Annotated in this window: 23 protein-coding genes, 4 tRNA genes and 1 pseudogene; 20 read left to right on the forward strand and 8 right to left on the reverse strand. The window is 66.5% G+C overall.

All coding sequences use genetic code 11. The annotated features are described in order from the left end of the window. Window positions 1-5: 5 nt before the first annotated feature. Together ACWDPV_RS04910 and ACWDPV_RS04915 are read right to left on the reverse strand one after the other, a co-directional pair. The gene (locus ACWDPV_RS04910) at window positions 6-635 is read right to left on the reverse strand and encodes a TetR/AcrR family transcriptional regulator (RefSeq protein ID WP_449742010.1); all 630 of its coding nucleotides are present in this window, start codon (window positions 633-635) and stop codon (window positions 6-8) included. Next, window positions 632-2857 carry an MMPL family transporter gene (locus ACWDPV_RS04915; protein WP_449742011.1) on the reverse strand — a complete coding sequence of 742 codons (2226 nt, stop codon included), beginning with the start codon at window positions 2855-2857 and terminating at the stop codon, window positions 632-634. Before ACWDPV_RS04915 ends, ACWDPV_RS04910 begins: the two co-directional genes overlap by 4 nt. 252 nt (window positions 2858-3109) lie before the next feature. Between ACWDPV_RS04915 and ACWDPV_RS04920 the strand changes: the two genes are divergently transcribed. Next, the gene (locus ACWDPV_RS04920; RefSeq protein WP_449742012.1) at window positions 3110-3739 is read left to right on the forward strand and encodes an alpha-ketoglutarate-dependent dioxygenase AlkB; all 630 of its coding nucleotides are present in this window, start codon (window positions 3110-3112) and stop codon (window positions 3737-3739) included. Window positions 3740-3771: 32 nt separating this feature from the next. Here the strand turns inward: ACWDPV_RS04920 and ACWDPV_RS04925 are convergent, their stop codons facing one another. Together ACWDPV_RS04925 and ACWDPV_RS04930 are read right to left on the reverse strand one after the other, a co-directional pair. Further along, window positions 3772-4644: an oxidoreductase gene (locus ACWDPV_RS04925; RefSeq protein WP_449742013.1), complete on the reverse strand. Its 873-nt coding sequence runs from the start codon at window positions 4642-4644 to the stop codon at window positions 3772-3774. 64 nt (window positions 4645-4708) lie between these two features. Beyond that, window positions 4709-6442, reverse strand: a complete 1734-nt coding sequence (locus ACWDPV_RS04930) for an adenylate/guanylate cyclase domain-containing protein (protein ID WP_449742014.1) — start codon at window positions 6440-6442, stop codon at window positions 4709-4711. A gap of 316 nt (window positions 6443-6758) precedes the next feature. Here ACWDPV_RS04930 and ACWDPV_RS04935 point away from each other — a divergent pair, with 316 nt between their 5' ends. Further along, window positions 6759-7187, forward strand: coding sequence for a hypothetical protein (locus ACWDPV_RS04935; RefSeq protein WP_449742015.1), 429 nt, complete (start codon window positions 6759-6761; stop codon window positions 7185-7187). After that, complete coding sequence (locus ACWDPV_RS04940) at window positions 7168-7641, forward strand: hypothetical protein (protein WP_449742016.1); 474 nt, start codon at window positions 7168-7170, stop codon at window positions 7639-7641. The genes ACWDPV_RS04935 and ACWDPV_RS04940 overlap by 20 nt, the downstream gene beginning before the upstream one ends. Window positions 7642-7660: 19 nt before the next feature. Here ACWDPV_RS04940 and ACWDPV_RS04945 read toward each other — a convergent pair. Beyond that, window positions 7661-7733 (reverse strand) — tRNA-Lys (locus tag ACWDPV_RS04945). 181 nt (window positions 7734-7914) lie between these two features. On the opposite strand from ACWDPV_RS04945, the gene ACWDPV_RS04950 reads away from it, so the two are divergent. The 7 genes and pseudogenes from ACWDPV_RS04950 to ACWDPV_RS04980 all read left to right on the forward strand — a co-directional run bounded on the left by ACWDPV_RS04950 (window position 7915) and on the right by ACWDPV_RS04980 (window position 9942). Beyond that, a tRNA-Glu gene (locus ACWDPV_RS04950) sits at window positions 7915-7987 on the forward strand. A 34-nt stretch (window positions 7988-8021) separates the two neighbouring features. Beyond that, window positions 8022-8098: transfer RNA gene (locus tag ACWDPV_RS04955), tRNA-Asp, on the forward strand. A 27-nt stretch (window positions 8099-8125) separates the two neighbouring features. Beyond that, a tRNA-Phe gene (locus tag ACWDPV_RS04960) sits at window positions 8126-8199 on the forward strand. Between the two features lie 151 nt (window positions 8200-8350). Beyond that, window positions 8351-8608, forward strand: coding sequence for a helix-turn-helix domain-containing protein (locus ACWDPV_RS04965; RefSeq protein ID WP_449742017.1), 258 nt, complete (start codon window positions 8351-8353; stop codon window positions 8606-8608). After that, window positions 8605-8937, forward strand: a pseudogene (locus tag ACWDPV_RS04970) (HipA N-terminal domain-containing protein); the annotation flags it as partial. The gene ACWDPV_RS04965 and the pseudogene ACWDPV_RS04970, both read left to right, overlap by 4 nt. A 140-nt stretch (window positions 8938-9077) precedes the next feature. Beyond that, window positions 9078-9446 carry a HipA domain-containing protein gene (locus ACWDPV_RS04975; RefSeq protein ID WP_449742018.1) on the forward strand — a complete coding sequence of 123 codons (369 nt, stop codon included), beginning with the start codon at window positions 9078-9080 and terminating at the stop codon, window positions 9444-9446. After that, entirely contained in the window at window positions 9340-9942 is a 603-nt protein-coding gene (locus ACWDPV_RS04980) for a HipA domain-containing protein (protein ID WP_449742427.1), read from the forward strand. Before ACWDPV_RS04975 ends, ACWDPV_RS04980 begins: the two co-directional genes overlap by 107 nt. A 449-nt stretch (window positions 9943-10391) precedes the next feature. Here the strand turns inward: ACWDPV_RS04980 and ACWDPV_RS04985 are convergent, their stop codons facing one another. Beyond that, window positions 10392-11306: a cytochrome c oxidase assembly protein gene (locus ACWDPV_RS04985; protein WP_449742019.1), complete on the reverse strand. Its 915-nt coding sequence runs from the start codon at window positions 11304-11306 to the stop codon at window positions 10392-10394. 181 nt (window positions 11307-11487) lie between these two features. On the opposite strand from ACWDPV_RS04985, the gene ppk2 reads away from it, so the two are divergent. The 3 genes from ppk2 (at window position 11488) to ACWDPV_RS05000 (ending at window position 13636) form a co-directional block, all read left to right on the forward strand. After that, window positions 11488-12336, forward strand: coding sequence for a polyphosphate kinase 2 (ppk2, locus tag ACWDPV_RS04990; protein ID WP_449742020.1), 849 nt, complete (start codon window positions 11488-11490; stop codon window positions 12334-12336). A gap of 26 nt (window positions 12337-12362) precedes the next feature. After that, on the forward strand, window positions 12363-12962 hold the full coding sequence (locus ACWDPV_RS04995; protein WP_449742021.1) for an NUDIX hydrolase: 600 nt from the start codon (window positions 12363-12365) through the stop codon (window positions 12960-12962). Between the two features lie 122 nt (window positions 12963-13084). Continuing rightward, window positions 13085-13636: a YceI family protein gene (locus ACWDPV_RS05000; RefSeq protein WP_449742022.1), complete on the forward strand. Its 552-nt coding sequence runs from the start codon at window positions 13085-13087 to the stop codon at window positions 13634-13636. A 245-nt stretch (window positions 13637-13881) separates the two neighbouring features. On the opposite strand, the gene ACWDPV_RS05005 is transcribed toward ACWDPV_RS05000, so the two are convergent. Next, a complete protein-coding gene (locus ACWDPV_RS05005; protein WP_449742428.1) occupies window positions 13882-14703 on the reverse strand; it encodes an alpha/beta fold hydrolase in 822 nt (273 codons plus the stop codon). A 192-nt stretch (window positions 14704-14895) separates the two neighbouring features. Here ACWDPV_RS05005 and ACWDPV_RS05010 point away from each other — a divergent pair, with 192 nt between their 5' ends. The 3 genes from ACWDPV_RS05010 to menC are packed head-to-tail and all read left to right on the forward strand — an operon-like array spanning window position 14896 to window position 17831. Next, the gene (locus ACWDPV_RS05010; RefSeq protein ID WP_449742023.1) at window positions 14896-15840 is read left to right on the forward strand and encodes an alpha/beta fold hydrolase; all 945 of its coding nucleotides are present in this window, start codon (window positions 14896-14898) and stop codon (window positions 15838-15840) included. A gap of 18 nt (window positions 15841-15858) precedes the next feature. Next, the gene (locus ACWDPV_RS05015) at window positions 15859-16725 is read left to right on the forward strand and encodes a GNAT family N-acetyltransferase (RefSeq protein WP_449742024.1); all 867 of its coding nucleotides are present in this window, start codon (window positions 15859-15861) and stop codon (window positions 16723-16725) included. Then, complete coding sequence (gene menC, locus ACWDPV_RS05020) at window positions 16722-17831, forward strand: o-succinylbenzoate synthase (RefSeq protein ID WP_449742025.1); 1110 nt, start codon at window positions 16722-16724, stop codon at window positions 17829-17831. The genes ACWDPV_RS05015 and menC overlap by 4 nt, the downstream gene beginning before the upstream one ends. Window positions 17832-17904: 73 nt before the next feature. Here menC and ACWDPV_RS05025 read toward each other — a convergent pair whose 3' ends face one another. After that, window positions 17905-19098, reverse strand: coding sequence for a CaiB/BaiF CoA transferase family protein (locus ACWDPV_RS05025; protein ID WP_449742026.1), 1194 nt, complete (start codon window positions 19096-19098; stop codon window positions 17905-17907). A gap of 130 nt (window positions 19099-19228) precedes the next feature. Between ACWDPV_RS05025 and ACWDPV_RS05030 the strand changes: the two genes are divergently transcribed. From ACWDPV_RS05030 to ACWDPV_RS05045, 4 genes are all read left to right on the forward strand, one after another. Beyond that, on the forward strand, window positions 19229-20353 hold the full coding sequence (locus tag ACWDPV_RS05030) for an MBL fold metallo-hydrolase (RefSeq protein ID WP_449742027.1): 1125 nt from the start codon (window positions 19229-19231) through the stop codon (window positions 20351-20353). Beyond that, the gene (locus ACWDPV_RS05035; protein ID WP_449742028.1) at window positions 20350-21111 is read left to right on the forward strand and encodes a crotonase/enoyl-CoA hydratase family protein; all 762 of its coding nucleotides are present in this window, start codon (window positions 20350-20352) and stop codon (window positions 21109-21111) included. The genes ACWDPV_RS05030 and ACWDPV_RS05035 overlap by 4 nt, the downstream gene beginning before the upstream one ends. 91 nt (window positions 21112-21202) lie before the next feature. Continuing rightward, complete coding sequence (locus ACWDPV_RS05040) at window positions 21203-22519, forward strand: family 1 glycosylhydrolase (RefSeq protein ID WP_449742429.1); 1317 nt, start codon at window positions 21203-21205, stop codon at window positions 22517-22519. Between the two features lie 9 nt (window positions 22520-22528). Continuing rightward, on the forward strand, window positions 22529-23464 hold the full coding sequence (locus tag ACWDPV_RS05045) for a LysR family transcriptional regulator (RefSeq protein ID WP_449742029.1): 936 nt from the start codon (window positions 22529-22531) through the stop codon (window positions 23462-23464).

A 23464-nucleotide genomic window follows, 5' to 3' on the forward strand; every position in this document is an offset into this window, starting at 1 on the left:
CAACACTATCGGCCGCGATCGAGCGGTAGTCCTTGTTCCAGTAGATCGACGGCGTCGAGCAGGGTGCCCAGAACGTCGCCGTCGCTCGGGTCCACGACGGATTCGGCGATGTGGAACATCACCCCGCTGGTGGCGGCGATGAACACCCGCAGACACGGATCATCCACCGGCACATCCAGATACGCGGCGAAGTACGCGGCACCCTGAGAGATCGACGCATCCGCCTCGATCCGATAAGCCGTCCGTAGCGCCGGTTCGGACCGGATGAGCTGCAACCGCTGCGGATTCGATGCCCACGGATCCTCGAGGGCGATCCGCCCTTGCGCGGTGATCAACGCACGGAGCAGGTCGAAGTGCCCGAGTTCCTTCGGAATGGCCGCCGCGGCGGCGTCGCGTTCATCGTCGAGCCCGTCGGAGATGACCACCTGTTCCTTCGAGGCGAAGTACCGGAAGAAGGTCGTGTGGGAGATCTGAGCCTCGCGCGCGATCTGCTGGACGGTGGTCTGCGTGTATCCCTGCGCCGCGAACAGGCGCATGGCCGCATCCCGGATCGCCTGCCGGGTGCGCTGCTTGTGCTTCTCACGCAGCCCGGCAGGGCGAACGGTGGGCGCCACCGTATCCGGCAGGTCGATCATGGCGCCGTCGTCAGAGCCTTCTCATCCTCGGCGGAGGGCACACCCCGATCGCGGACGGCCCCGCCCTCGATGTCGAAGTCGAACACCACCTTGTCCAACCACTTCGGCAGACTCCAGGCGCGATCGCCGAGCAACGCGATCACTGCGGGCACCACGGTCATCCGGATGATGAAGGCGTCGAAGAACACCGCGATGGCCAGGGCGAATCCGAGCATCTTGGAGGTGGTGTCCGGGGCGAGCATGAAGGAGGCGAAGACACTGATCATGATGATCGCGGCGGACGTCACCACTCGCGCACCGTGCCGGTAGCCGGCGATGATCGCGTCCTTGGCACTCATGCCGTGGACGTACTCCTCGCGCATCCGGGTCACCAGGAACACCTGGTAGTCCATCGCGAGACCGAAGACCACGCCGATCAGGAAGATCGGCAGGAACGACAGTGTCGGGCGGGTGTCGGAGATGATCCCGAGGTAACCCTCCTGGAAGATCGCGACGGTGACACCGAAGGTCGCCAGCACCGAGAAGATGAATCCGACGGTGCCCACCAGCGGCACCCAGATCGATCGGAAGACACCGATCATGATCAGGAATGCCAGCCCCACCACCACGATGAGATACGGGATGAGCGCCTTGTCGAGCTTCGCCGAGAGGTCCGACATGATCGCGGTCTGCCCGCCGACGTGCATCTCGACGCCGGCCTTGTCGACCTGCGGCCCGTAGTCACGGATCGTCTCCATCAGGTCGTGCGTCGCCTGATCCGACGGCGCACTGGTGGGCGTGACCATGATCAACGCCGTGTTGGCACCGACGTTCGGGTTGGCACCGGTGCCGTTGCCCGTCCAGGCCAGCGACGCCGCGTTGGCCACACCGGGCAGCGTCTTGATGTGTGCGACGGCCTCGTCGGCCGCGGTGGCGACCTGCCCGTCGTCGTGCAGGATCACCAGCAGCGGCCCGTTGATGCCCTCGCCGAAGCCCTTCTGCAGCAACGCCGATGCGCGCGCCTCGTCGGCGTTGGACAGGTCCATGCCGAGCTCGAGCTTGCCCACCGGGATCGCCGCGAGGACCAGGACGGCGAGTCCGACGATGATGAACGGCAGCGGCCGCTTGACCACCTGCTTACCGAAGCGCACGCCGTTGGTGTCGGCGGTCGTCGATTCCTCGGCGTGCCTGATCCACGGGATCTTCGGGGTGAAGGCGAACCGTCCGGTGGCTCCGAGTAGCGCCGGGATCAGGGTGAGCGCCGCGAGGACCGCGATGATCACCGCGACCGCCGCACCGGCACCCATCTGGGTGATCAGGGGGATGCCGACGACGGTCAGGGCCACGACCGCGATCACCACGGTCAGACCGGCGAAGACCACCGCGGTGCCGGCCGTGCCCACCGCACGTCCGGCGGCATCGGCCGGGTCACCACCGCGGTGCCGTTCGGTCCGGAACCGCGACACAATGAACAGCGCGTAGTCGATGGAAACCGCGATACCCAGCATCGTGACGATGCCGGTGGCGGTCTGGTTGACGGTCATGAACTCCGCCGACAACGTCACCAGCATCATCGTCAACGCGACCCCGACGACGCCGGTGATCAGTGGGATGAAGGCCGCCACCAGGGCCCCGAAGGCCACGATCATCACCACGAAGGCGACGGCGAAGCCGATGAGCTCGGCGGTGCCACCCTGTTCCATAACCTGCATGAGCGACCCGGTGGCTTCCACCTGCAGTCCACCGGCCCGGTTCTTCTCCAGCACGTCGATCAGCTGCTGTTTCTGATCAACCGTCAGATCCTGGATGTTGGTGGTCACCTGCACCGAGATGAGTCCGACATGACCGTTGTCGCCGATCACCGACGCGGCCATCTCCGGTTTCGCCTGGGCCACCGCGAGCGGGCTGACCACGGCCTGCGGATCGGCGATGTCGGAGAGCCCACGCAGGTCGGTGGCCAGCTTCTGCAGCTGTTCGGCATGCGCGTCGAGACCGTCGGCGGCGTACACCACGACCGTCGCCGACCCCTGCGACTGCTGCTCCATGACCTTGGGGAAGTACTCCTGCAGCTGGCTGGTCGCCGTCCCGGAGTCGGTTCCCGGCAGATCGAAATCCTGCGCGAACTTCGGCTTGAGCAGGCCGACCGATCCAGCGACCACGACGAGCAGGATCAGCCAGGTGGCGATCACCCACCACTTGTGCCGGAAGGAGAACCGGCCGAGCCGGAAGAGTATGGATGCCATCAGGGAGTCCTCGAAAGACGAGCGAACGGGCGGTGTGTGCGGACGAGTCTCGGCCGCCGGGGAGTTCTCCGCGACGGCCGCCACCCACGAAAGTGTGAGTGACTAACACTTGACAATGTTTACTCCACTTTCTTCGCGACAGCCAGGCCGGATCGGGAATGTGGGCGAACCCACGCACACAGGTATTGGCCGGCCCGCGTCATGCCGCGGTCGCATCTAGAACATTCTTTCGATCGACGCTACGCTGGACGAATGACCGTCGGCATGCAGGGTTCGATCTTCGACCTCACCGATACCACGCCGCAGATCGGGGCCGTGGCCACCGGAGTGACCCGCCGCGAACTCACCGACGGCGCGTGGGTGGACGTGCGTCCCGGCTGGATCACCGGTTCGGAACCCCTGTTCGATGCACTGCGGGAGAAGGCCGCCTGGCGCGCCGAGCGACGTCGGATGTATGACCGGGTGGTCGACGTCCCACGTCTGCTGGCCACCTACCGGGCCGACGAACCGCTCCCCGATCCTCTTCTCGCCCAATGTCGTTTGACGTTGACCGGCCACTACCGTGACGAACTCCCAGAGGGCTTCGCCACCGCCGGACTGTGCCTTTACCGCGACGGTTCGGATTCGGTTGCCTGGCACGGTGATCGGATCGGACGTGGGGCGAGCCACGACACGATGGTGGCGATCCTCTCGCTGGGCTCACCGCGTGCACTGACGCTGCGTCCGCGCGGAGGCGGCGCATCGTTGCGTTTCGTGATGAGTTCCGGAGACCTGCTCGTCATGGGCGGCAGCTGCCAACGCACGTGGGAACACGCGGTTCCCAAGAGCCCGGGCGCCGGTGCCCGCATCAGTGTGCAGTTCCGGCCACCCGGGGTCTGGTGACGGCGTGGTCAAGTGCTTCGGCGCAGCGCCCCTCAGACGGCGAAGGTGACCCCGGTGAGCTTCTCCGACGCGGCCCAGAGCCCGTCCCGGATGGCCCGATCGTTCGCGCGCCCGGAGTATGACGACACCCCCGGCGCCCCACGCATCCCGAAGAGCGCCGTCGGTCCGTAGAAGGTGCCGTTCACCACGTCGGGCGAGGTGGCGGCGTACAGGGTCGGCAGGGCTCCCGACGCCGCCGACTGCGCGAACAGATTGCCCACCTTCATCACCTGATCCATCAGCGATTCGGTGTGCCCCTGCAGTTCGGTCGCGGCGTATCCGGGGTGGGCGATGAGCGACAGTCGGCCGTCGTCGGCGGCGTCGAAACGGTCGGCGAGGTCCATCCCGAACATCAGGTTGGCCATCTTCGAATCGCCGTACGCCTGCCACCGCTTGTACCGGCGCGACCGCCAGTCCAGATCGCCGAGGTCGATGCGCCCGAGTTGATGCAGGCCCGACGACAACGTCACCACCCGCTCGGAGATCTTCGGCAGCAGCAGCCCGGTCAGCGCGAAGTGTCCGAGATGGTTGGTGCCCATCTGCATCTCGAAACCGTCGGCGGTGCGCCGTAACGGCAGCGCCATCACACCGGCGTTGTTGATCAGCACGTCGGCGGCGGGCGCCGCGTCGGCGAAGGCCCGCACCGACGCGAGGTCGGCGAGGTCCAGGGACGCGACGCGCACGCGGTTGCCGAGTCCGGCGGCGATCGCATCGGCCTTGGTGGTGTTACGGCACGCCATGACGACGCTCGCGCCGGCGGCCACGAGGGCCTTGGTGGTCTCGGCGCCGAGTCCACTGTTGGCACCGGTGACGATGTAGGTCTTGCCGGACTGATCCGGGATGTCTGCGGTTGACCATCCGCTCATATGCGAGTCCCTTCGTGGACGAACGTGACGTTCGTCGCCCAGCGTAGGCGTCGGACGGGCCGGGTCAGCGCAGGCGCAATAGTCCGGCCGATCCCAGCCACTTGGTCGGACGCAACAAACCCGACAACATCTCGCCCATCGACGGCGCGTTCCGGGCGACCAGATCGGCGGGCGCGAAGATCTCGGTGGGTTCGCTGCGGCCGCGCATCACGCGCCGGTCCAGCAGCGTCCACCTCTGCGTTTCGTCGCCCGCAGCGGTCACCGCGGGCCCGCTGGCCAGCACCGGTACCCGACTGGTCTTGGCCATCTCCGACAGTCGGGCGCATTCGTTGACCGGGTCGCCGATGACGGTGTACTCGTAACGGCGTTCGGCGCCGATGTTTCCGGCGAACACCATCCCGAACGACACCCCGATCCCCCACCGAACATCGAGTGCTTCGGTCAGCCCCGCTGCAAGGTCGCAGGCGGCGGCCAGCGCCGCGCCCGCCGGATTGTCGATGGCGACGGGGGCGCCGAACACGGCCAGGGCCGCATCCCCCTCGAACTTGTTGACGAAGCCGGCGTGATGGTCGACGACCTGCGCGACAATCTCGAAGAATTCGTTGAGCAGCGCCGCGGTGTCCTGCGGACAGCGTTCCTGGGCGATCGTGGTGGAGCCGATGATGTCGACGAGCAGCACCCCGACCTCGGTGTTGGTGCCGTGCAGACCCATCCCGTTCTCGATGGCCAGCTCGGCCACCGTGTCACCCACGTGCCGGGCGAACAGCTCTCGCATGCGCTCACGTTCATCGAGGCCGGCCACCATCTCGTTGAATCCGTGCTGCAGCACCCCGAGCTCCGAGGAGTCGTAGACGTCGACGTGGACATCGAATTCGCCCTGATCGACCTTCTCGACCGCGTCGCGCAACTCGGTGAGCGGATCGATCAACGACTGCCCGACGAGTGCGATGATCCGGGCTCCGGCGGCCAGGCCCACGATCGCCAGCACCACCGATGCCCAGTCGACATCCCCGACCACAGCGGGCAGCAGATGTATCCGCCGGCCGATGTTGAGGATGATCAGGCCGATCATCGGGACCGCCGAGCTGATCGCCCACACCGCGAACATCCGCTCCCGGACACCGTGCACCACACGCGAGGTGGGGTCGGAGGCCAGGGCTACCATCATCAGCGGGCGGGCCGCCCGTTCGGCGAACAGGTACGTCAGACACGCACTCGACATGCCGGCCAGAAAGAACGCCACCGTGACCCCGACGAGTGTCGACACGGTGAGCGTACGCGCCGCCAGGAGCACGTAACACAGCAGCGAGGCTGCCCATGCGACGCTCGTCCCGATCACTTGCATCATCGGGATACGTTGCACGGCAAGGCGTCTGGCGTGATCGGCGACCTCTCCGCCGACAAACCAGGCGATCTGCGGGCGGAGCAGTACTACACCCAGAACCACATTCACCACGATCGACACCGCGATCGCGGTCACGATCGCCGGGAAGTTGGGCGCACCAATCGTGGCGTCCACGGTCAGCAGTCCACCGTTGTAGGCGAGTTGGACGAGAAGAAAGGTCTCCAGACCGATCAGTGCGTTGCTGCCGACGATCGCGGCCACCGAGACGGCCACCGCCCGGCGGGCCAGGCGCCGGCGTCCGTCGATCCCCAATTGCTCCCACTCGGCCGCAGTCGGCTCGCCGGCCACTCCCCAGACCCGGGCGGCGTATCGGCGTCGCGCATTCGACCACCGCAAGCCGTCGAAAGGGGGCCGCGTATGCGGCCCGTCGGCGGAACTCGGTGTTGGGGTCATGCGCCTTTCCCTGCCGATCGATGTCACACGTGAGATTACCGAATGACACCGCTCACAAAAGGGCCCGACGGACCCGCAGAGCCGGGATCGCCGTCATTCGGTCGGCGTCGTGCGGCCCGACCCACCGCGCCGGGCGCGTTTATCGTCGCACCGTCACTCACCCCGACACGCCGACACCCGCGGAGGTTTCATGAGCCAGAGCACCCCGTCGAGCAGACGAGAGCGGTATTCGAACGGTGGCTCGGCCAGTTGGATCGCTACCCCGTCACCGACCGCGCCGCGACGATGAGCGAGGTCGATCTGCAGCGGTGTGACGGTGCCGGGTTGGCCCACCGGTTCGCTGGTACTCCCGTTGGTGCGCAGCGCATTCGGAGAGTTCTGGTTCTACAGTCCGGGGAACTCCGGCCGGCTGGGCGTGCATCCGGGCACCGGCCACGTGAACACCGACCGCACCGAGAAGCACGACGGTGATCCCGACGCGGACATCATGTCGTGGTTCAACCGGATCAACGAATACCCCAGCCTGATCGAACCTGAGTTCAGGCTGCTCGACGAGGTGTGCGGGACCCTCGCCTACGACGAGTGCCACGCCTACACGCCGGCGCTCACCGAGGGCGGCAAGGCCCGAGACACCCATGCCTCGCTGGTCTTGATGCGTGACCACCTGCACTTGCTCGACAACCTTCGACGGCGGCCGAGCGCGACACGCCAGTGCCGACGACGGCTTGTTCGACCCCGGCGGTGAGCTGATCTGCCGGCTCGAGTCGTACGGACCCGATGAGCGGCCGGCCAATCCTTATGCGTCGGGCCGCCACGAGAAGGAGATCGTCGCCGACATCGCGACCGACCTGCAGGTCGTCGCCGACAGGACACTGCCCGATTGGCGATGCGTCGTGCTGGGGCTGGCACGGGTCGGCCGAAGGTCATATCAGTCCGCGGTGATCGCCTACAGCGCGGACGCGGGCAAGCTGTCGCAGTCAGACCATCATCGGGCACGTGAGATGTGGCGCAATGTTGCCGCACTGCCGGCTCCCATGCCCTGGGAGCACAAGGGACTCAAGCTGATCGCGTATCGAGCCGGCCGAACGCGGATCGAACGTACCGACGACGCTGCACAGGCTGCGTCGTGGACGGCCTACGGAATCGGATCTCCGCCCGTCGACGTCGTCGTCGAGGCGATGCGGCCCGGGATGCTCTGACTCTCGTCGGCACCCGCGGTGCCCCCAGTAGGGCTCGAACCTACGACCTGCGGATTAAAAGTCCGTAGCTCTACCAACTGAGCTATAGGGGCAGTCCTTCGGTTAACGAAGGCGGATGCGAGTTTACCCGGTCGGATCCGACGTCGGTGCGGACGGTCGGCCCCGTGCGTGTCATGATCGAGAAACCCGCTCTGACATGGCGATTTGTGTTTTCTCCGCGCGGTGTCCTAATCTAAGTCGGCTCCCAACGGAGCGCCTCCTAACGGAGAACCGGCCCCCTTCGTCTAGCGGCCTAGGACGCCGCCCTTTCAAGGCGGTAGCGCGGGTTCGAATCCCGTAGGGGGTACGCTGCGGGTTTCGACCGGCAGATAACTGAACATGGCCCTGTGGCGCAGTTGGTTAGCGCGCCGCCCTGTCACGGCGGAGGTCGCGGGTTCGAGTCCCGTCAGGGTCGCCAAAGGTTTCGGTATGCACCGGACCTTCCGGCCAGGTAGCTCAGTTGGTACGAGCGTCCGCCTGAAAAGCGGAAGGTCGCCGGTTCGATCCCGGCCCTGGCCACAGATATTGCCCCGACTTCGGTCGGGGCTTTCTCTGTTGCACCACATCTCGCAGCGAGTCAGTTGATGTGCTGTTTTCTTGACATCGGGCACATACCCATCTCATGTGGCATTTTCTTGACATCAGCATCCGAGGTTCGCAATGTGGCGATATGTCAACATCCGAGGGTTTCGACGATGTGCGGGTCCGATCCGCTTCCGCACTCGGCCGAGTCCTCCGGGCCGCACGTCAGTCACGCGGCATGACCCAATCCGATCTCGCCGACATCTCGCGCACCAACCGTTACACATTGGCTCAGATGGAGGACGGCGACGCCACCAAGGCCGTCGACCGGCTCTTCGATGTGCTCGCCGCACTGGAACTCGAACTCGCGGTCCGTCCTCGCCGTCGACGCCCGGCCGGCGAATGACCGAGTTGGACATCTGGCTCGACGGCGTGATCGTTGCGACGGCCGCGACGACATCTCGAGGCCGCAAGGTCATGGTGACCTACACCGATACCGCGACCGAAGCCTACGAGCAGGGCGACCCGATCCTGTCGTGCTCACTGCCCGCGCTACCAGGAGCAAACCCACCCGCCGCCTCACGCGCCTTTCTCGAGGGCCTGCTGCCAGAAGGACGGGCGTTGCAGATCGCGGCCGCGCATCTGCACGGCGTAGGCCTGGATTCGTCGGGTGCACCCGAGACCGCCGCCGACTCGATCAGACTGTTGGCGGAGTACGGAAGGGACTGTGCGGGAGCCGTGTCCGTCCTCCCGGCCGGCGAGCCGCCTTCGGCCAATGCTCGACCATCCGCACCGTTGACCGTCGAAGAACTCGGTTCGCTCATCGTCGATCTTCCGGTCCGGCCCCTGGGTGCGGACCGGGCAAGGGGGTTCGCATGTCCCTCGGCGGAGCGCAAGACAAGGTACTGCTCACCCGGGTGGGCGACGACTGGTGCACACCGCTGGACGGCTATCCGTCCACCCACATCCTCAAACCCGCGACCGTCTGGAGTCACAGCGCCGAGAATGAGGCGTTGGTGATGACACTCGCGCGGACATGCAGATTGTCCGACACCGATCTCTGGGTCGAGTCAATCGGCGGCAGAAGCACATTCGTGACCACACGATACGACCGGACGGTCGGCGAGGACGGGGTCGATCACCCGCATCCACCAGGAGGACATGTGCCAGGCGCTCGGGATACGACCGAAGGACAAGTACCACGTGGGACGACCCTCGGAGCGCATGGCGCGGATCCTGCGTGAGTTCGCCGATTCACCAGGGCACGAGGTGCTCAGACTCTTCCGCCAAGTGGCGTTCCGGGCTTTGGTGGGCGATGAGGATGGCCACGGAAAGAACTACTCCCTGCTGTTGCGCGGCGGCTCCGCCACCGTCGCCCCCATCTATGACTCGCTGTGTACCCTCTACTACCCCGAACTGTCCGCACGGATGGCACTGCCCATCGGCGGCCAGACTTCGTTGGCGAAGGTCGACCGCGCCGCCCTGATCGCCGAGGCAAGGGCGATGCTCTTGCGGGAGGCTGACGCTCAAGCGGCCATCGATGACCTCATCGCCGGAGTCCGGGCGGGGCTGGAATCACTGCCCGACGAGGTGACCTCCGGTTGGCCGTCGGATCACCTCATCACCACCATCACCGACCGGGCCCGACGCCTGGAGTCGGGGCAACCTCTGGGCGACAACGGTTCCCGTTCACGAAGGCCCACTCTCGACGAGGCGACTGCGCGTCGGCACACACCGTGACCGACCGGCGACCGCAGGCCCCTGACCGACTCAGGTCACCGATTGGGCGACGCAGCGCCAAACACCGAGATACCTTCGCGGGCAGCATCACCGGCAATCACCCGGAGCTGATTGCGGTCTCGGCGCGCAGCGCACCGGCCAGATCGTGATCCCAGATCTGGTTGAGTAACGTCTTGGTGCCGGCGAGCGCTTGACCGGAGACCCGGCCAGGCGACCGGCGATCCCGGACCCACGGTGATCAGATCAGCGGCCGGGACCACCCATCCTGCCGCTCGACGCGCTTGCCTTCACCCTGGTCACAACCCTCGAATCCTTCTGTTACACATGGCTTGCCACCGATGGAGACATCGGCGTGGCACGCCCCGACGACGACACCGCCATCGAGATCCTGACCGCGATCTCGTACCGCACGGTGTACGGGCCCGGCACCGGGTAGTCCCGGGGGACGCTCAGCGCCACCGCCGCTGCAATTGCGGATCGGCCTGCCACCACAGGCCGGTTGACGCAACCGGGGTGTCCTCGCCGTCATCGGCCAGGTCGAGCACGGCGTCCACCGCGTCGGCGCGATCTCGCTCGTCCAGCCGGAATCGGTGAAACAACACCAGCAGGAACGGAAGCCCGATGAGGTCACCGAGTATCCAGAAGACACCCGCACCGATGGTCTGATCGGTGCGGAGTGACGGACCCCAGGTCCGGTGCAGCGCCTCATAGTACGTCGCCGCGATCAGCGGCCCCTGCCACATCACCACACCGAGAACGCCGTCACCCAACGTCTCCGCGAGGGTGATCAGCAACGACAGACCCTGCGGGTATCGTCGCGGCACCGGATCGAGTTGCAGCCGTGCGTAGAAGTAGCCGAAGCCGCAGAGCACCAGCAGAATTCGGGTGAGCACGTCGATAGCGTCGGAGCGCAGCACGAGCGGATACCAGCCGGTCAGGTAGATCAGCCACGGCATGAGCACCACTCCCGCCGACGTCACCATCGGCGATGCGAGGACGCGAACGGCCCTCAAGGCGAGCGCATCGTCGACGAGTGATGCGCGATCGGGTCCGAGGGCCCGACGCAGGACCGATACCGGCCGGCCGAGGGCCAGACAGAATGGCACGGCGAGCAACACCACGACGAACTGCAGCGACCGCACCCAGAACAGGGTGTCGGCGTACACGCCGACGAAGCTGCACGCTCCGACGACCCACAGCACGACACCCGCCGCGAACGCACCGGCCGGCCGCCACCCGATTCCGGCGCGGCGCGCACCCCACGAGTAGATGAGCGCTATCGCCACGACGGGGAGCAGCGTCAGGTCGGCCCGCCACGAGGTGAACGCCGCGGTGAGTGTCAGTGGGGCAAGCGTCGATGACACGCGACCAGTATGCGCACACCGGGTACCGGGTAATCGACTCGTAAAATGCAGGACTGCAACCGGATTCGGTTGACACAGACAACGCGGGCAAGATTGGGGCATCGATTGCCACAGATGACGCCGCAGGCGATCACCGGTGGAATAGGGTGGATCCACGGATCGTCGACGCGGAGGTCGGGACATGGGCAAGAAGAAGCACAAGCACAACAAGCACCACGAACCGGTGGCGATTCAGCAGGTTCCGCCATCACCGGACCGTGAACCCATGACCAACAAGGAGTTTCGCAAGCTCATCAAGCCCCTCCACGCCGAGCTCGTTGCCCTGCAGGAATGGGTGAAGTCCACCGGGGCCAAGATCTGCATCGTCTTCGAGGGCCGGGACACGGCCGGTAAGGGCGGGGTGATCAAGGCGCTCACCGAGCGGGTCAGTCCACGGGTATTCCGCGTCGTGGCGCTGCCCGCCCCCACCGAACGCGAGAAGTCGCAGATGTACATCCAGCGGTACGTGCCGCATCTGCCGGCAGCCGGCGAGGTGGTGATCTTCGACCGCAGTTGGTACAACCGTGCCGGCGTCGAACGCGTCATGGGATTCTGCACCGAGGAGCAGAGCAAGCAGTTCCTGGCCGACACCCCCGGCTTCGAGAAGGCCGTGGTCGCCTCCGGGATCATTCTGCTCAAGTACTGGCTCGAGGTCAGCGAGGAACAGCAGACACTGCGGCTGCAGGGGCGGATCGATGACCCGCGCAAGTACTGGAAGCTCTCCCCGATGGACCTGAAGTCCTACACACATTGGGATGACTACAGCCGGGCGCGTGACGAGATGTTCCGCACCACCGACACCGGCTGGGCGCCGTGGTACGTCGCCAACACCGACGACAAGAAGCGCGGACGCCTCAACGTCATCCACCATCTGCTCGAGCAAGTTCCCTACACGCCGCTGGAGCCCCTCGACATCACGCTGCCGGAACGGACGGTCGGCGAGTATCGCGCCGCCGACCTTCCGTTGCGCCGGATCGCGACGCCGTACTGACGCCGCCGGCGTGGTCAACTGAACGGGTGACCCATCCCGATCGAGACACCCTGACCGCACGCCTGGACGCCTTCGACCGCCGCGGTACCGAGCTCCCCGGCACCGCCGCCGCGGTGGCCGTCGTGGTCACCGAACGCGAGGGCACCCTCGGCATCTGGCTGATGAAGCGTCCGGCGACGATGCGTCGGCATGCGGCGCAGTTCGCCCTTCCGGGTGGCCGGTGCGACGCCGGCGAGGACGCCCCGACGGCCGCGTTGCGCGAACTGCAGGAGGAGATCGGCATCGCACTCGACGACGATGCCGTCGTCGGTCTGCTCGACGACTACCCGACCCGCTCGGGATTCGTGATCACCCCGGTCGTCTGCTGGGCGGGGGTTACCGAGGATCCCACGCCCAACCCGGACGAGGTGGCGCAACTGTTTTTCGTGCCTCTCGACGACGTCCTGGTCACTCCGCGGTTCCTGTCGATCCCCGAGTCCCCGCGTCCGGTCATCCAGCTGCCGATCGTCGGCGCCCTGGTCCACGCGCCGACGGCCGCGGTCATTCATCAGTTCGCCGAGGTATGCCTGCGCGGTCGCAACACGCGCGTCGACGGATACGAGCAACCGGTTTTCGCCTGGTCATAGACCTTCGGAAAGAATTTTCGCGGATCCGGGAATGAAATCGGACCGCGGTCCGGTTATGCTCGGTGATGGGTCACGACGGCCCAGAGACCACCCAGCATCACCAACCGAGCGTAGGAGCCACCATGAGCACCCCCACCGTCACCGCACCGATCGCCGCCGGCACCTGGACCATCGACCCGACCCACTCGACCGTCGGCTTCTCCGTGAAGCACCTGATGGTCAGCAAGGTCCGCGGCAAGTTCGACACCTTCAGCGGCACCATCACCGTCGCCGAGGACGGCACCCCGTCGGTGCAGGCCGAGATCGACGTCACCTCCATCACCACCGGAAACGCCCAGCGTGACGGGCACATCAAGTCGGCCGACTTCTTCGACGCCGAGAAGTTCCCGACCGCCACCTTCGTCTCCACCGACGTCCGCCCCGCCGGCGACGACTACAAGCTCGTCGGTGACTTCACCCTCAAGGGCGTCACCAAGCAGGTCGAGCTCGATCTCGAGTTCAACGGCCAGAACCCGGGCATGGGACACGGCGCCGTCGCCGGTTTCGAGGCCAACACCGTCATCAACCGCAAGGACTTCGGCATCGACATCGAGATGCCGCTCGAGGGCGGCGGCGTGGTCGTCGGCGACAAGATCACCATCACCCTCGAAATCGAGGCCGTTCAGCCTTCCTGAAATCGCAGGCCACTTGATATTCTGAGACTCCCTTCTCACAGGGAGCGGTGACGAACCGATCGGCGTCATCGCACACGAGACCGATACCGCGACCCCCGACTGCGGTATCGGTCTCGTCGTATGTGGGGTCGTGGCGATGCCGATGCGCCGGCCGACCTACCGCAGGATCGACCTACCGCCGGATCCGGCGACGGCGCCGATCGTGGCCGCCGACCGGCGAATCAACCCGGATGGCCGAGGCGACCTCAGGGCAGGATGAGCCGTGGCCGTGTACTCAGATCGGCCGCGGTCACCACCGCGTCGACCGCATCGAGGAACTGCGGGACGAACTTGTCAGCGCCGAGAACGCAGCAGGCGTGCCCGCCGTCGACGTCGAACCGTTGCGCCCCGGGGATGCCGTCAACCAGGAGCTGCTGACGTTCGGGCGACACGGTCTTGTCTCGAGTCGAGACGACCACCGCCGTCGGAACGTCGATCTGGTGCAGCCAGTCACGAGAATCGAAGCGACCCAGGCCTTCTCCGAAGTCACCGGTGTGCGACAGCGGCGTGGACAGGAACTGGCGCATCCCCCACACCACGGTGTTGGAGGTCGGCTTGTCCAGGGTCTGGCCCGATGATCGCGGGATCACCTTGTAGACCGGTTTGAGGAGGCGACCGGTGCGATTGGCCTGTTCACGCAGCCGCGGATCGTGCGTACTGAAGAACGGTCCGGTCGAGCACAGCACCAGGCCGGCGACGCGATCGGCATGCCGACGCCACGCCAGCTGCGAGATGCCACCACCCATCGAGAACCCGGCTGCGACAAAGCGTTCGACGCCCAGGACATCGGCCAGTGCCGCCACGTCGTCGGCGCAGTCGAGCAGGTTGAACTCGGTGGACCGGATACCCCGGCCGTGCCAGCGGTGGTCGAGCGTGATTACCCGGTACCGCTGATTCAATTCGGGGATGGTCGGGTACCAGCACAACAGGCCGGTCGTCATCACCGAGTGCTGCAAGATGATCACCGGGGCGTCGGCCGGACCGGAATCGGTGACGAAGGTGGCGCCCCGACCCGGGAGTTCGACCATGCGGCCGGTTGGCAGATCACGGACCCGCGGGTAGGGCGACTGCCCCAACGGTAAGGCTCGTGCCACCCGCTCCACCACTGACGTACTCACCAGTACGACGGTACGCGACAATCCTTCCGGGGACCTGGGGACGAGACGCCGCGCGTCAACCCCGACTACGCCCCTACGCGGCCAAAGTGCGATCCTGATCACATGATGGAAATCGACCGCCCGAAGATCGAGGGTTCGGTGGCCGTAGACGCCGGACGACGCCGTATCGGTTTCGCCGAGTTCGGTTCGGCCACCGGCCGCACCGTGATCTGGCTACACGGCACGCCGGGTGCGCGCAGGCAGATCCCGACCGAGGCGCGCGCCTACGCCGCCGAGAACCACATCCGTCTGATCGGCCTCGACCGGCCCGGTGTCGGCAGTTCCACTGCCCACCGCTACCAGAAGGTCGCCGACTTTCCCGCCGATCTCGAACCGGTACTCGAGGCACTGGGCATCGAGAGGTTCGCGGTGATCGGCATGTCCGGCGGCGGCCCGTACGCCCTGGCCTCCGCCTACGCCTTCCCCGACCGGGTGGTGGCCGCCGGGATCGTCGGCGGCGTGGCACCGACCGTCGGCCCCGAGGCCATCGGTGGCGGGGCGATGCGACTGGGGACACTCGCCGCACCGATCGTCGGTGTGGCGGGCGCACCGGTGGGCAAGGTCATCAGCTCGTTCCTGGGCGTGGCCCGGCCCATCGCCGATCCCGCGATCCGCCTCTACGGGCAACTGTCTCCGCGCGCCGACCGGGAACTGCTCGCCCGCCCGGAGTTCCGGGCGATGTTCCTCGACGACCTGCTCCACGGCGGGAGCCGCCGGATGGACGCGCCGTTCGCCGACATCCTGGCGTTCTCCCGCGACTGGGGTTTCCGCGTCGCCGACATCTCCACCCCGGTGCGGTGGTGGCACGGCGATCACGACCACATCATCCCGTATGCTCATGGGACACATATGGTTTCGCTGTTGAGTGATGCCAAGCTGTACGAGCTTCCCGGTGAGAGTCACCTCAGTGCGCTGGGTGCCTCGACCCAGATCCTCGCCGAACTGATGGCCCTATGGGATTCCGCTGACGCCGCCGAGGAACCCGCCGGACTTCTCATCGAGCCCTGACCAGGTAGTGGGCCCGCCATGACCGCAGACTCCAAATTCCCCAACGACTTTCCGGGCGTCCGGATTCGCGAACTGAGTTCCACCGACGACCTCGATGCGCTCACCCGGGTGTTCGACGATGTGTGGCACCCGGATCCGACGAATCGTCCGGTGAGCGTCGACATGCTCAAGGCGTTGTCGCACGCCGGCAACTACGTCGTCGGAGCGTATGTCGACGGCGAACTGGCCGGCGGGACCGTCGCCTTCTTCGGCGCCCCGGTCGGCGAGGTTCTGCACAGTCACATGACCGGGGTGTCGCGCCGCGGCACCGGACGTCGGGTCGGATTCGCGCTCAAACTGCATCAGCGTGACTGGGCGCGCGCGCAGGGACTGTCGCGAATCACCTGGACCTTCGATCCGCTGGTGGCACGCAACGCCTACTTCAATATCGCCAAACTCGGTGCCGTACCGGTGGCCTATCACCGTGACTTCTATGGCGCGATCGGCGACGAACTCGGCGGCATGGACGAATCCGACCGGATGGTGATGAGCTGGGCGATCGATGGACCGGACACGGTGGGCCGCAACGCCATCGACCCCGTCGGCGATCTCCGTGCCGCCGGCGGGGTCGCTGCGATCGACACGATGGACCCGGCGCATCCGATATCGGGCACCGAGGAGCCCGGTCCGGGGGACACCGTGCTGGTGGAGATTCCGCGGGACATCGAGGCGATGCGTCGAGTACATCCCGTAGCGGCGTCACGCTGGCGGCAGGTGACGCGAGACGCATTGTCGCCGTTGCTGTCCGATGGGCCGGTCCGTCCGGTGAGCTTCCTGCGATCGGGGTGCTATGTCTTCGGTCCGGCAACCGAGCGTGAACGCAACCCGATGAACGGAGCGTCGTGAAGATCACCGGAGTAGAGTTGCGGCGGGTGGAACTCCCGCTGGTGTCACCATTTCGCACATCCTTCGCCGTCGAGCGCAGCCGCAACGCCCTTCTCGTGCGGGTGGTCACCCCGGGCGCGGAGGGGTGGGGTGAATGCGTCAGTATCGACGAGCCGGTGTATTCGTCGGAGTACACCGACGGAGCGATAGACGTCCTGCGGCGCTTCCTGATTCCGGCGGTGACCAACGCCGACGACCTGACTGCGATTGCGGTGGCGCCACGCCTGGCCCACATCAAGGGACACCGCATGGCCAAGGCGGCGTTGGAGGCAGCGGTCCTCGACGCCGAATTACGGTCGGCAGGGATGTCATTGGCGTCCCGACTCGGCGGTACCGCGACGTCGGTGCCGGTCGGGGTGAGCGTCGGCATCAAAGACGACATCGGCGCCCTGCTCGACGAGGTCTCCGGATATCTCGAATCCGGTTACGGCAGAATCAAACTGAAGATCCAGCCCGGGTGGGATGTGGAGCCGGTCGCGGCCGTGCGAGACCGCTGGGGTCCACGCCTCCCATTACAGGTCGACGCCAACACCGCCTACAGTCCGGCCGATCTGCGTCATCTGACCCGCCTCGATGAGTACGACCTCCTGCTCATCGAGCAGCCGTTCGACGAGGAGGACTTCGCCAGTCACGCACGGCTGCGCCAGATCTCGACGACACCGGTGTGTCTCGATGAATCCATTCTGTCGGCCGCGGGGGCGGCCGACGCGATCACCCGCGGGGCGGTCGACATCGTCAACATCAAACCGGGCCGCGTGGGCGGATACCTCGAGGCGGCCCGCATCCACGACGTCTGCGCCGCGCACGGAATCCCGGTGTGGTGCGGCGGCATGCTCGAGACCGGAATCGGCCGCGCCGCCAACCTCGCACTGGCCTCACTCCCGGGCTTCACCCTGCCCGGCGACATCTCCTCGTCGGCACGCTACTTCCACACCGACATCACCGAACCCTTTGCGGCACAGGATGGTCGGATGACCGTTCCTACCGGACCGGGCATCGGCGTCACACCACTGACCGATACCCTGGCGGCCCTGACCACGTGGAGTGAGTGGATCACCGGGCCATGAGCCCCGGGGTGACAAAAGTGGGGGAAGAAGATTCTTCCCCCACTTTTTGCAACCGGTTCGCGCGGACGGTTCGCTACTCGTCGTCGAGTTCGGCGAGGATGGCATCGGTGTGCTCACCGAGGGCGGGGACCGCACCCATCGACAGTTCGACGTCGTCAAAGGTGATGGGCGGCAACAGTGCTCGGATCGAGCCGATCTCCGTGTCGACGGTGCGCCATCGGTCGCGGGCGGAGAGTTGGGGATGTTCCACCAGACCTGCGACGTCGCGGATCTGGGCGGCCGGGATGCCGGCCTTCGCCAACCGCTCGTCGAGGTCGGCGCTGGAGAAGTCGCGGGTGCAGTGGGCGACGAGTCCGTCGACCTCGCCGCGGCGGGCGACCCGCTCGATGTTGGTGGCGTAGCGCGGGTCGTCGGCGAGGTCGGGGCGACCGAACACGTCGGTCACCAGAGCGCGCCAACCGCGGTCGTTCTGAACGCCGATGAGGATCTCGCCGTCGCGCGTCGGGTAGGCGTCGTAGGGAACGATCGCGGCATGCCCCACCCCGCAGCGTGGGATCTGCCGATCCTCGTACATCTGGATGTACATGGCGTGGCCCATCCACTCGACAGTGGCGTCGAACATCGACACCGAGATGCTTGCGCCGCGGCCGGTCACGCCGCGACGCACCAGCGCCGACAGGATCGAGGTGAGCGCGTACATCCCGGCGGCGATGTCGGAGGTCGGTACGCCGGTCTTGGTGGCGTGCTCGGCGGTACCGGTCACCGAGATCAGTCCGGCCTCGGCCTGCACCAACATGTCGTAGGCCTTCCGGTCACACATCGGGCCATGGGTGCCGTAGCCGCTCATGTCGACCACGATGAGTTCGGGATGACCGGCCCGCAGTGTGCCCGCATCCAACCCGAGGCGGGTCGCGGCGCCCGGCGCAAGATTCTGCAGGAAGACATCGGCGCGGCCGATGAGGCGGCGCACCTGCTGCTTACCCAGCTCGGACTTGAGGTCGACCGCAAAGGACTCCTTACCGCGGTTCAGCCACACGAAATGCGACGCCAAACCCTCGACCGCGGCGTCGTAGTTGCGGGCGAAATCCCCCTCCCCGACCCGCTCCACCTTGATGACGCGCGCCCCGAGGTCGGCAAGGTGCCGGGTGGCCAGCGGCGCGGCAACCGCCTGCTCGACGGCCACCACCGTCAAGCCGGCCAACGGCAACCCGCCGTCGGCGCCGGCGTCACCGGCGGGGTCAGCAGAGGTCGCATCATCGAAGCCCACTGCGCCACCCTGACCGTCGCACCCTGCGGTGTCAACGTCCGAGCACATCTGGGACACATAGGGTTTACCTCACGATGTATGAGCCCAGAAATGGTTGCCCGATGCACCTATCCCGTGATCGTATGGATCGATGAGCACTGCATCGGATACCGAGCCGACGGGCTTGTCGGTGGTGGTCACCGGCCACCGACAGCGCGAGGCATGGGCTGAGAAGGTTCTCCCACCGGTCGAGGAGGTCCGTCCCGGCCTGTTCTCCGTTCCGGTGCCGATGCCGGGCAATCCGCTGCGCTACATCCTGGTGTACGCGCTGGTCACCGCCGACGGTGGACTGGCTCTCATCGACACCGGCTGGAACACCGACGAGTCGTGGGACACCCTCGTCGCGGGGATTCATGCCACCGGGCACGACCTCTCCGACATCACCGATGTCTTCATCACCCACCTGCACCCCGACCACTTCGGTCTGGTCCCCCGTCTGCTCGAGCACACCGATCCGCGGCTGGGTATGCACCGCAACGACGCCCGGTTCCTGCGTCATCACGACGAGGAGGAGGTGGCCCGCCAAGTCACCGACGCCCAGCTCGATCTCGTGGATCTGGGCGCTCCCACCGAGATCGTCGACGCCGGAATCCGTGAGATCGTGCGTCTACCGAAGGGCCGCACGATGGACGTCGAACTGGACGGCGGCGAACCCCTGGACATCCCCGGCTGGAACCTACGCGCGATCTGGACACCCGGTCACACGGCCGGGCATCTGTGTTTCGCCGACGACGACGCCGGGGTGATCTTCACCGGCGATCATCTGCTCCCCCGGATCAGTCCGAACGTCTCCACCAACCCGTTCCAGAGCCGGAGTCCACTCGCCGACTATCTGACCTCACTGGCCAATACCGAGCACCTCGGTGATCTCGAGGCGATGCCGTCGCACGAGTACCGATTCCGCGGCCTGTCCGACCGCGTCACCGACCTGCTGTCCCATCATGAGGAGCGGCTGACCGAGATCGCCGAGACCATCACCAACGCACCGGGATCCACCGCCTGGGAGATCACCCGGTCGGTCACCTGGTCACGGCCGTTCGAGCAGCTGTCGTTACCTCTTAGCCGAATGGCGTTGCGCGAGACCAATGCCCACCTGTTGGTATTGGCCGAACGCGGACTCATCAAGGGCGTCGGCACCGAACCCATCGGGTGGTTCCCGATCGCGTCGACATCCACACCATCGCATTCCACTTCCCGAGAGGACATCTCCCGATGAGTCCGGTCACAACCGAATTCGCCGACGGCGTCGCCGTTTTCACCATCGACCGCCCCGAGGCGCGCAATGCGGTCAACAGCGAGGTCGCCGAACTCCTCGCCGCCGCCATGGACGAGTTCGATTCCCGCGACGACATCACCGTCGGAATCCTCACCGGAGCGGGTGGAACCTTCTGCGCCGGAATGGACCTCAAGGCCTTCACCCGCGGCGAGGTTCCGAGCGTTCCCGGTCGCGGCTTCGGCGGCATCACCGAGAAGCCGCCGAGCAAACCGTTGATCGCCGCGGTCGAGGGCTGGGCCCTGGCCGGTGGTTGCGAGCTGGCCCTGTCCGCGGATCTGATTGTCGCCGCCGACAACGCGAAATTCGGTCTGCCGGAGGTGAAGCGCGGACTCGCAGCCGCTGCCGGCGGCCTGCTGCGGCTGCCGAAGATCCTCCCCTATCAGCTGGCCATGGAGATCGCCCTCACCGGAGACCCGATCACCGCCCAGCGTGCGCACGATGCCGGCCTGGTCAACGTCCTCACCGCCCCCGGCGGGGCGCTCGACGGCGCGCGGGAACTCGGCGCACGCATCGCCGCCAACGGCCCGCTCGCGGTCCGCGCCACCAAGGAGGTGGTCGGCATGGCGATCCGCTACACCGATCCCGACCTCGTCACCGCACAGCGCAGTGTCCTCGACCCGATCTTCGCCTCCGCCGACGCACAAGAAGGCGCTTTGGCCTTCGCCGAGAAACGTGCCCCGAAGTGGACCGGGAGCTGACTACTATGCTCGTATGATCCCGCCCCCATCCGGCCCCGGCCTATCGCGCCGACGCCTTCTCACCGGTGCCGGCATGGGTATTGCCGGGTTGATGGCCGGCACCCCGGTGGTATCGAAGGCCGTTGCCGCACTGAATGATTCATCGTTTGTCTCCGCGGCACCGGTTCCCGGGTGGACGGACGGCTTCCACTTCGGCGTCGCCAGTTCGGGTTTCCAATGCGAGGGATTCAACCCGGATTCCAACTGGCGCCGCTACACCGACCGCGCGGCTGCCGCGGGCACCGTCGATCCGGTACGTTCTGCCGTCGACTTCCGGCACCGCTACGCCGAGGACCTACGACTCGCACAGGGTTTGGGGCTCAACACGTTCCGGCTCGGCATCGAATGGGCGCGCGTGGAACCGCGCCGCGGACATTACGATCCGACGGCGCTCGCCTATTACGACGCGGTGATCTCGACGATCCGGTCGCTGGGTATGAGCCCGATGATCACCCTGGTGCATTACGTGTACCCCGGGTGGGTGGCCGATCAGGGCGGGTTCCTCGCTTCGGACACCCTGCGTGACTTCGAGCGATATGCGCGCATGATCACCGCCCGCTACGCCGAAGCCTGCACGATGTGGATCAGCTTCAACGAGCCACTCGTGTTCTACGGCCACGAGATGGAGATCGGCGCGATCACTGCCGGCGATCTGCCGCGGTTCCTCGATGCCGTCGCCGAGGGGCATCGCATCGCCCACCGGGTGGCGCACGCAGCGAACCCGAAGGCACGCGTCGCCGTCAACGAGGCGTTCCTGCCTGCGGTGACGCCGGTGACCGACGCGATGTTCTTCGATCGGGTTGTCGACGTTCTCGACTTCATCGGGATTGACTACTACTACGGTGCCGCGCTCAGCAACCTCACCGCGATCTACGGTGCGACAAGCGAGTTCGCCCGGATCACACCGCAACCCGACGACATCTATCAGGCGTGCCACCATTACGCCCGGGCGTTCCCCGGCAAGCCGCTGTACATCGTCGAGAACGGGATGCCCACCGACAACGGCCAACCGCGGGCCGACGGCTATACCCGCGGAAACTTCATCCGCGACACGATGTTCTGGCTTCAGCGGGCCCGCGGCGAGGGACTGCCCGTCGTCGGCTACAACCATTGGGCGATCACCGACAACTACGAGTGGGGTACCTATGACTCACGCTTCGGGTTGTATCAGGTCGACGTGCTGACAGATCCGACCCTGACGCGCAAGCCCACCACCGGTGTCGAGGCCTATCGGGAGATGACCGCACGCCACGGCCCGCCCGCGGGGTATCGCCCCGTGATGGCCCCGGCCACCGGCTCCTTCGCCCGTGTGCCACAGTCCTGGACGTCGCCGTCGGTGGTGGCCGGGCCACGGGCGCGGTTGGCCTAGGATCGACGGGTGGACCTGCATCTCGCCACCTACTTCGTCGCAGTCATCGACCACGGCGGCATCACCAAGGCGGCTCAGGCGCTCTACATCTCGCAGCCGTCGCTGTCGCAGGCCATCCGCACCCTCGACCGTCGTCTCGGTGTCACCCTGTTCGACCGCGCCGGCCGTCGCCTCGAACTCACCGACGCCGGACGCCGGGTGGAGGTGGCCGCGCGACGCATCCTGACCGACGTCGACCGCGCCAAGGCCAAGGTCGCGGCGGTCCGCGAATTGCGTTCGGGACGTGTGCATATCGTCGCGGATGCCTCCTTCGCGATCGATCCGCTGGTGTCGCTGGTACGGGCCTTCCGCACGCGATTCGATCACGTCCTGGTGCGGATCACCGCCGCCGACGGCCCCGCCGGCATCCTCACCGCGCTGCGCAGCGGCGACGCCGAGATCGGGGTGATGGATTCCGACGCCGACCATGCGAGTTTCACCGCGGTGCCGCTGGGGACGCAGGAGTTGGTGCTGGTCGCCGCACCGGGCATCGTCGACGACGACCTACCCGACGCCGACGGCAGACTGTCACACGCGCGTGTTCGTGACCTGCCGTTGATTGTCGATCTGTCCGATCAGGCCAGTGCCGCGGTTTTCGCCGGGATCGTCGCCGACGGCGCCCGCAACGTGGTCGTGGATTCGGCACATCCCAACGTGACGTGGGATCTGGTGTCACGCGGGGTCGGTGCGACCATCGCGCCGCGGGCGGTGGCCGCCGACGAGGCACCGCCATTGCCCGTCTACGAGTTGCGGCCGCCGTTGCGACGCCACTACGGCCTGGTCCTGCGGTCCGGTCAACCGTCGCCCGCGGCGGCGGCGTTCATCGCCACCGCGCGCGGTGTGCTCGGTTCGCCGTCGGCACCCGGCTCGGATCCCGGTCCACTCGACGACGTGGCGGTGTGGTGA

Source organism: Gordonia sp. NPDC003504 (genome assembly GCF_053587995.1).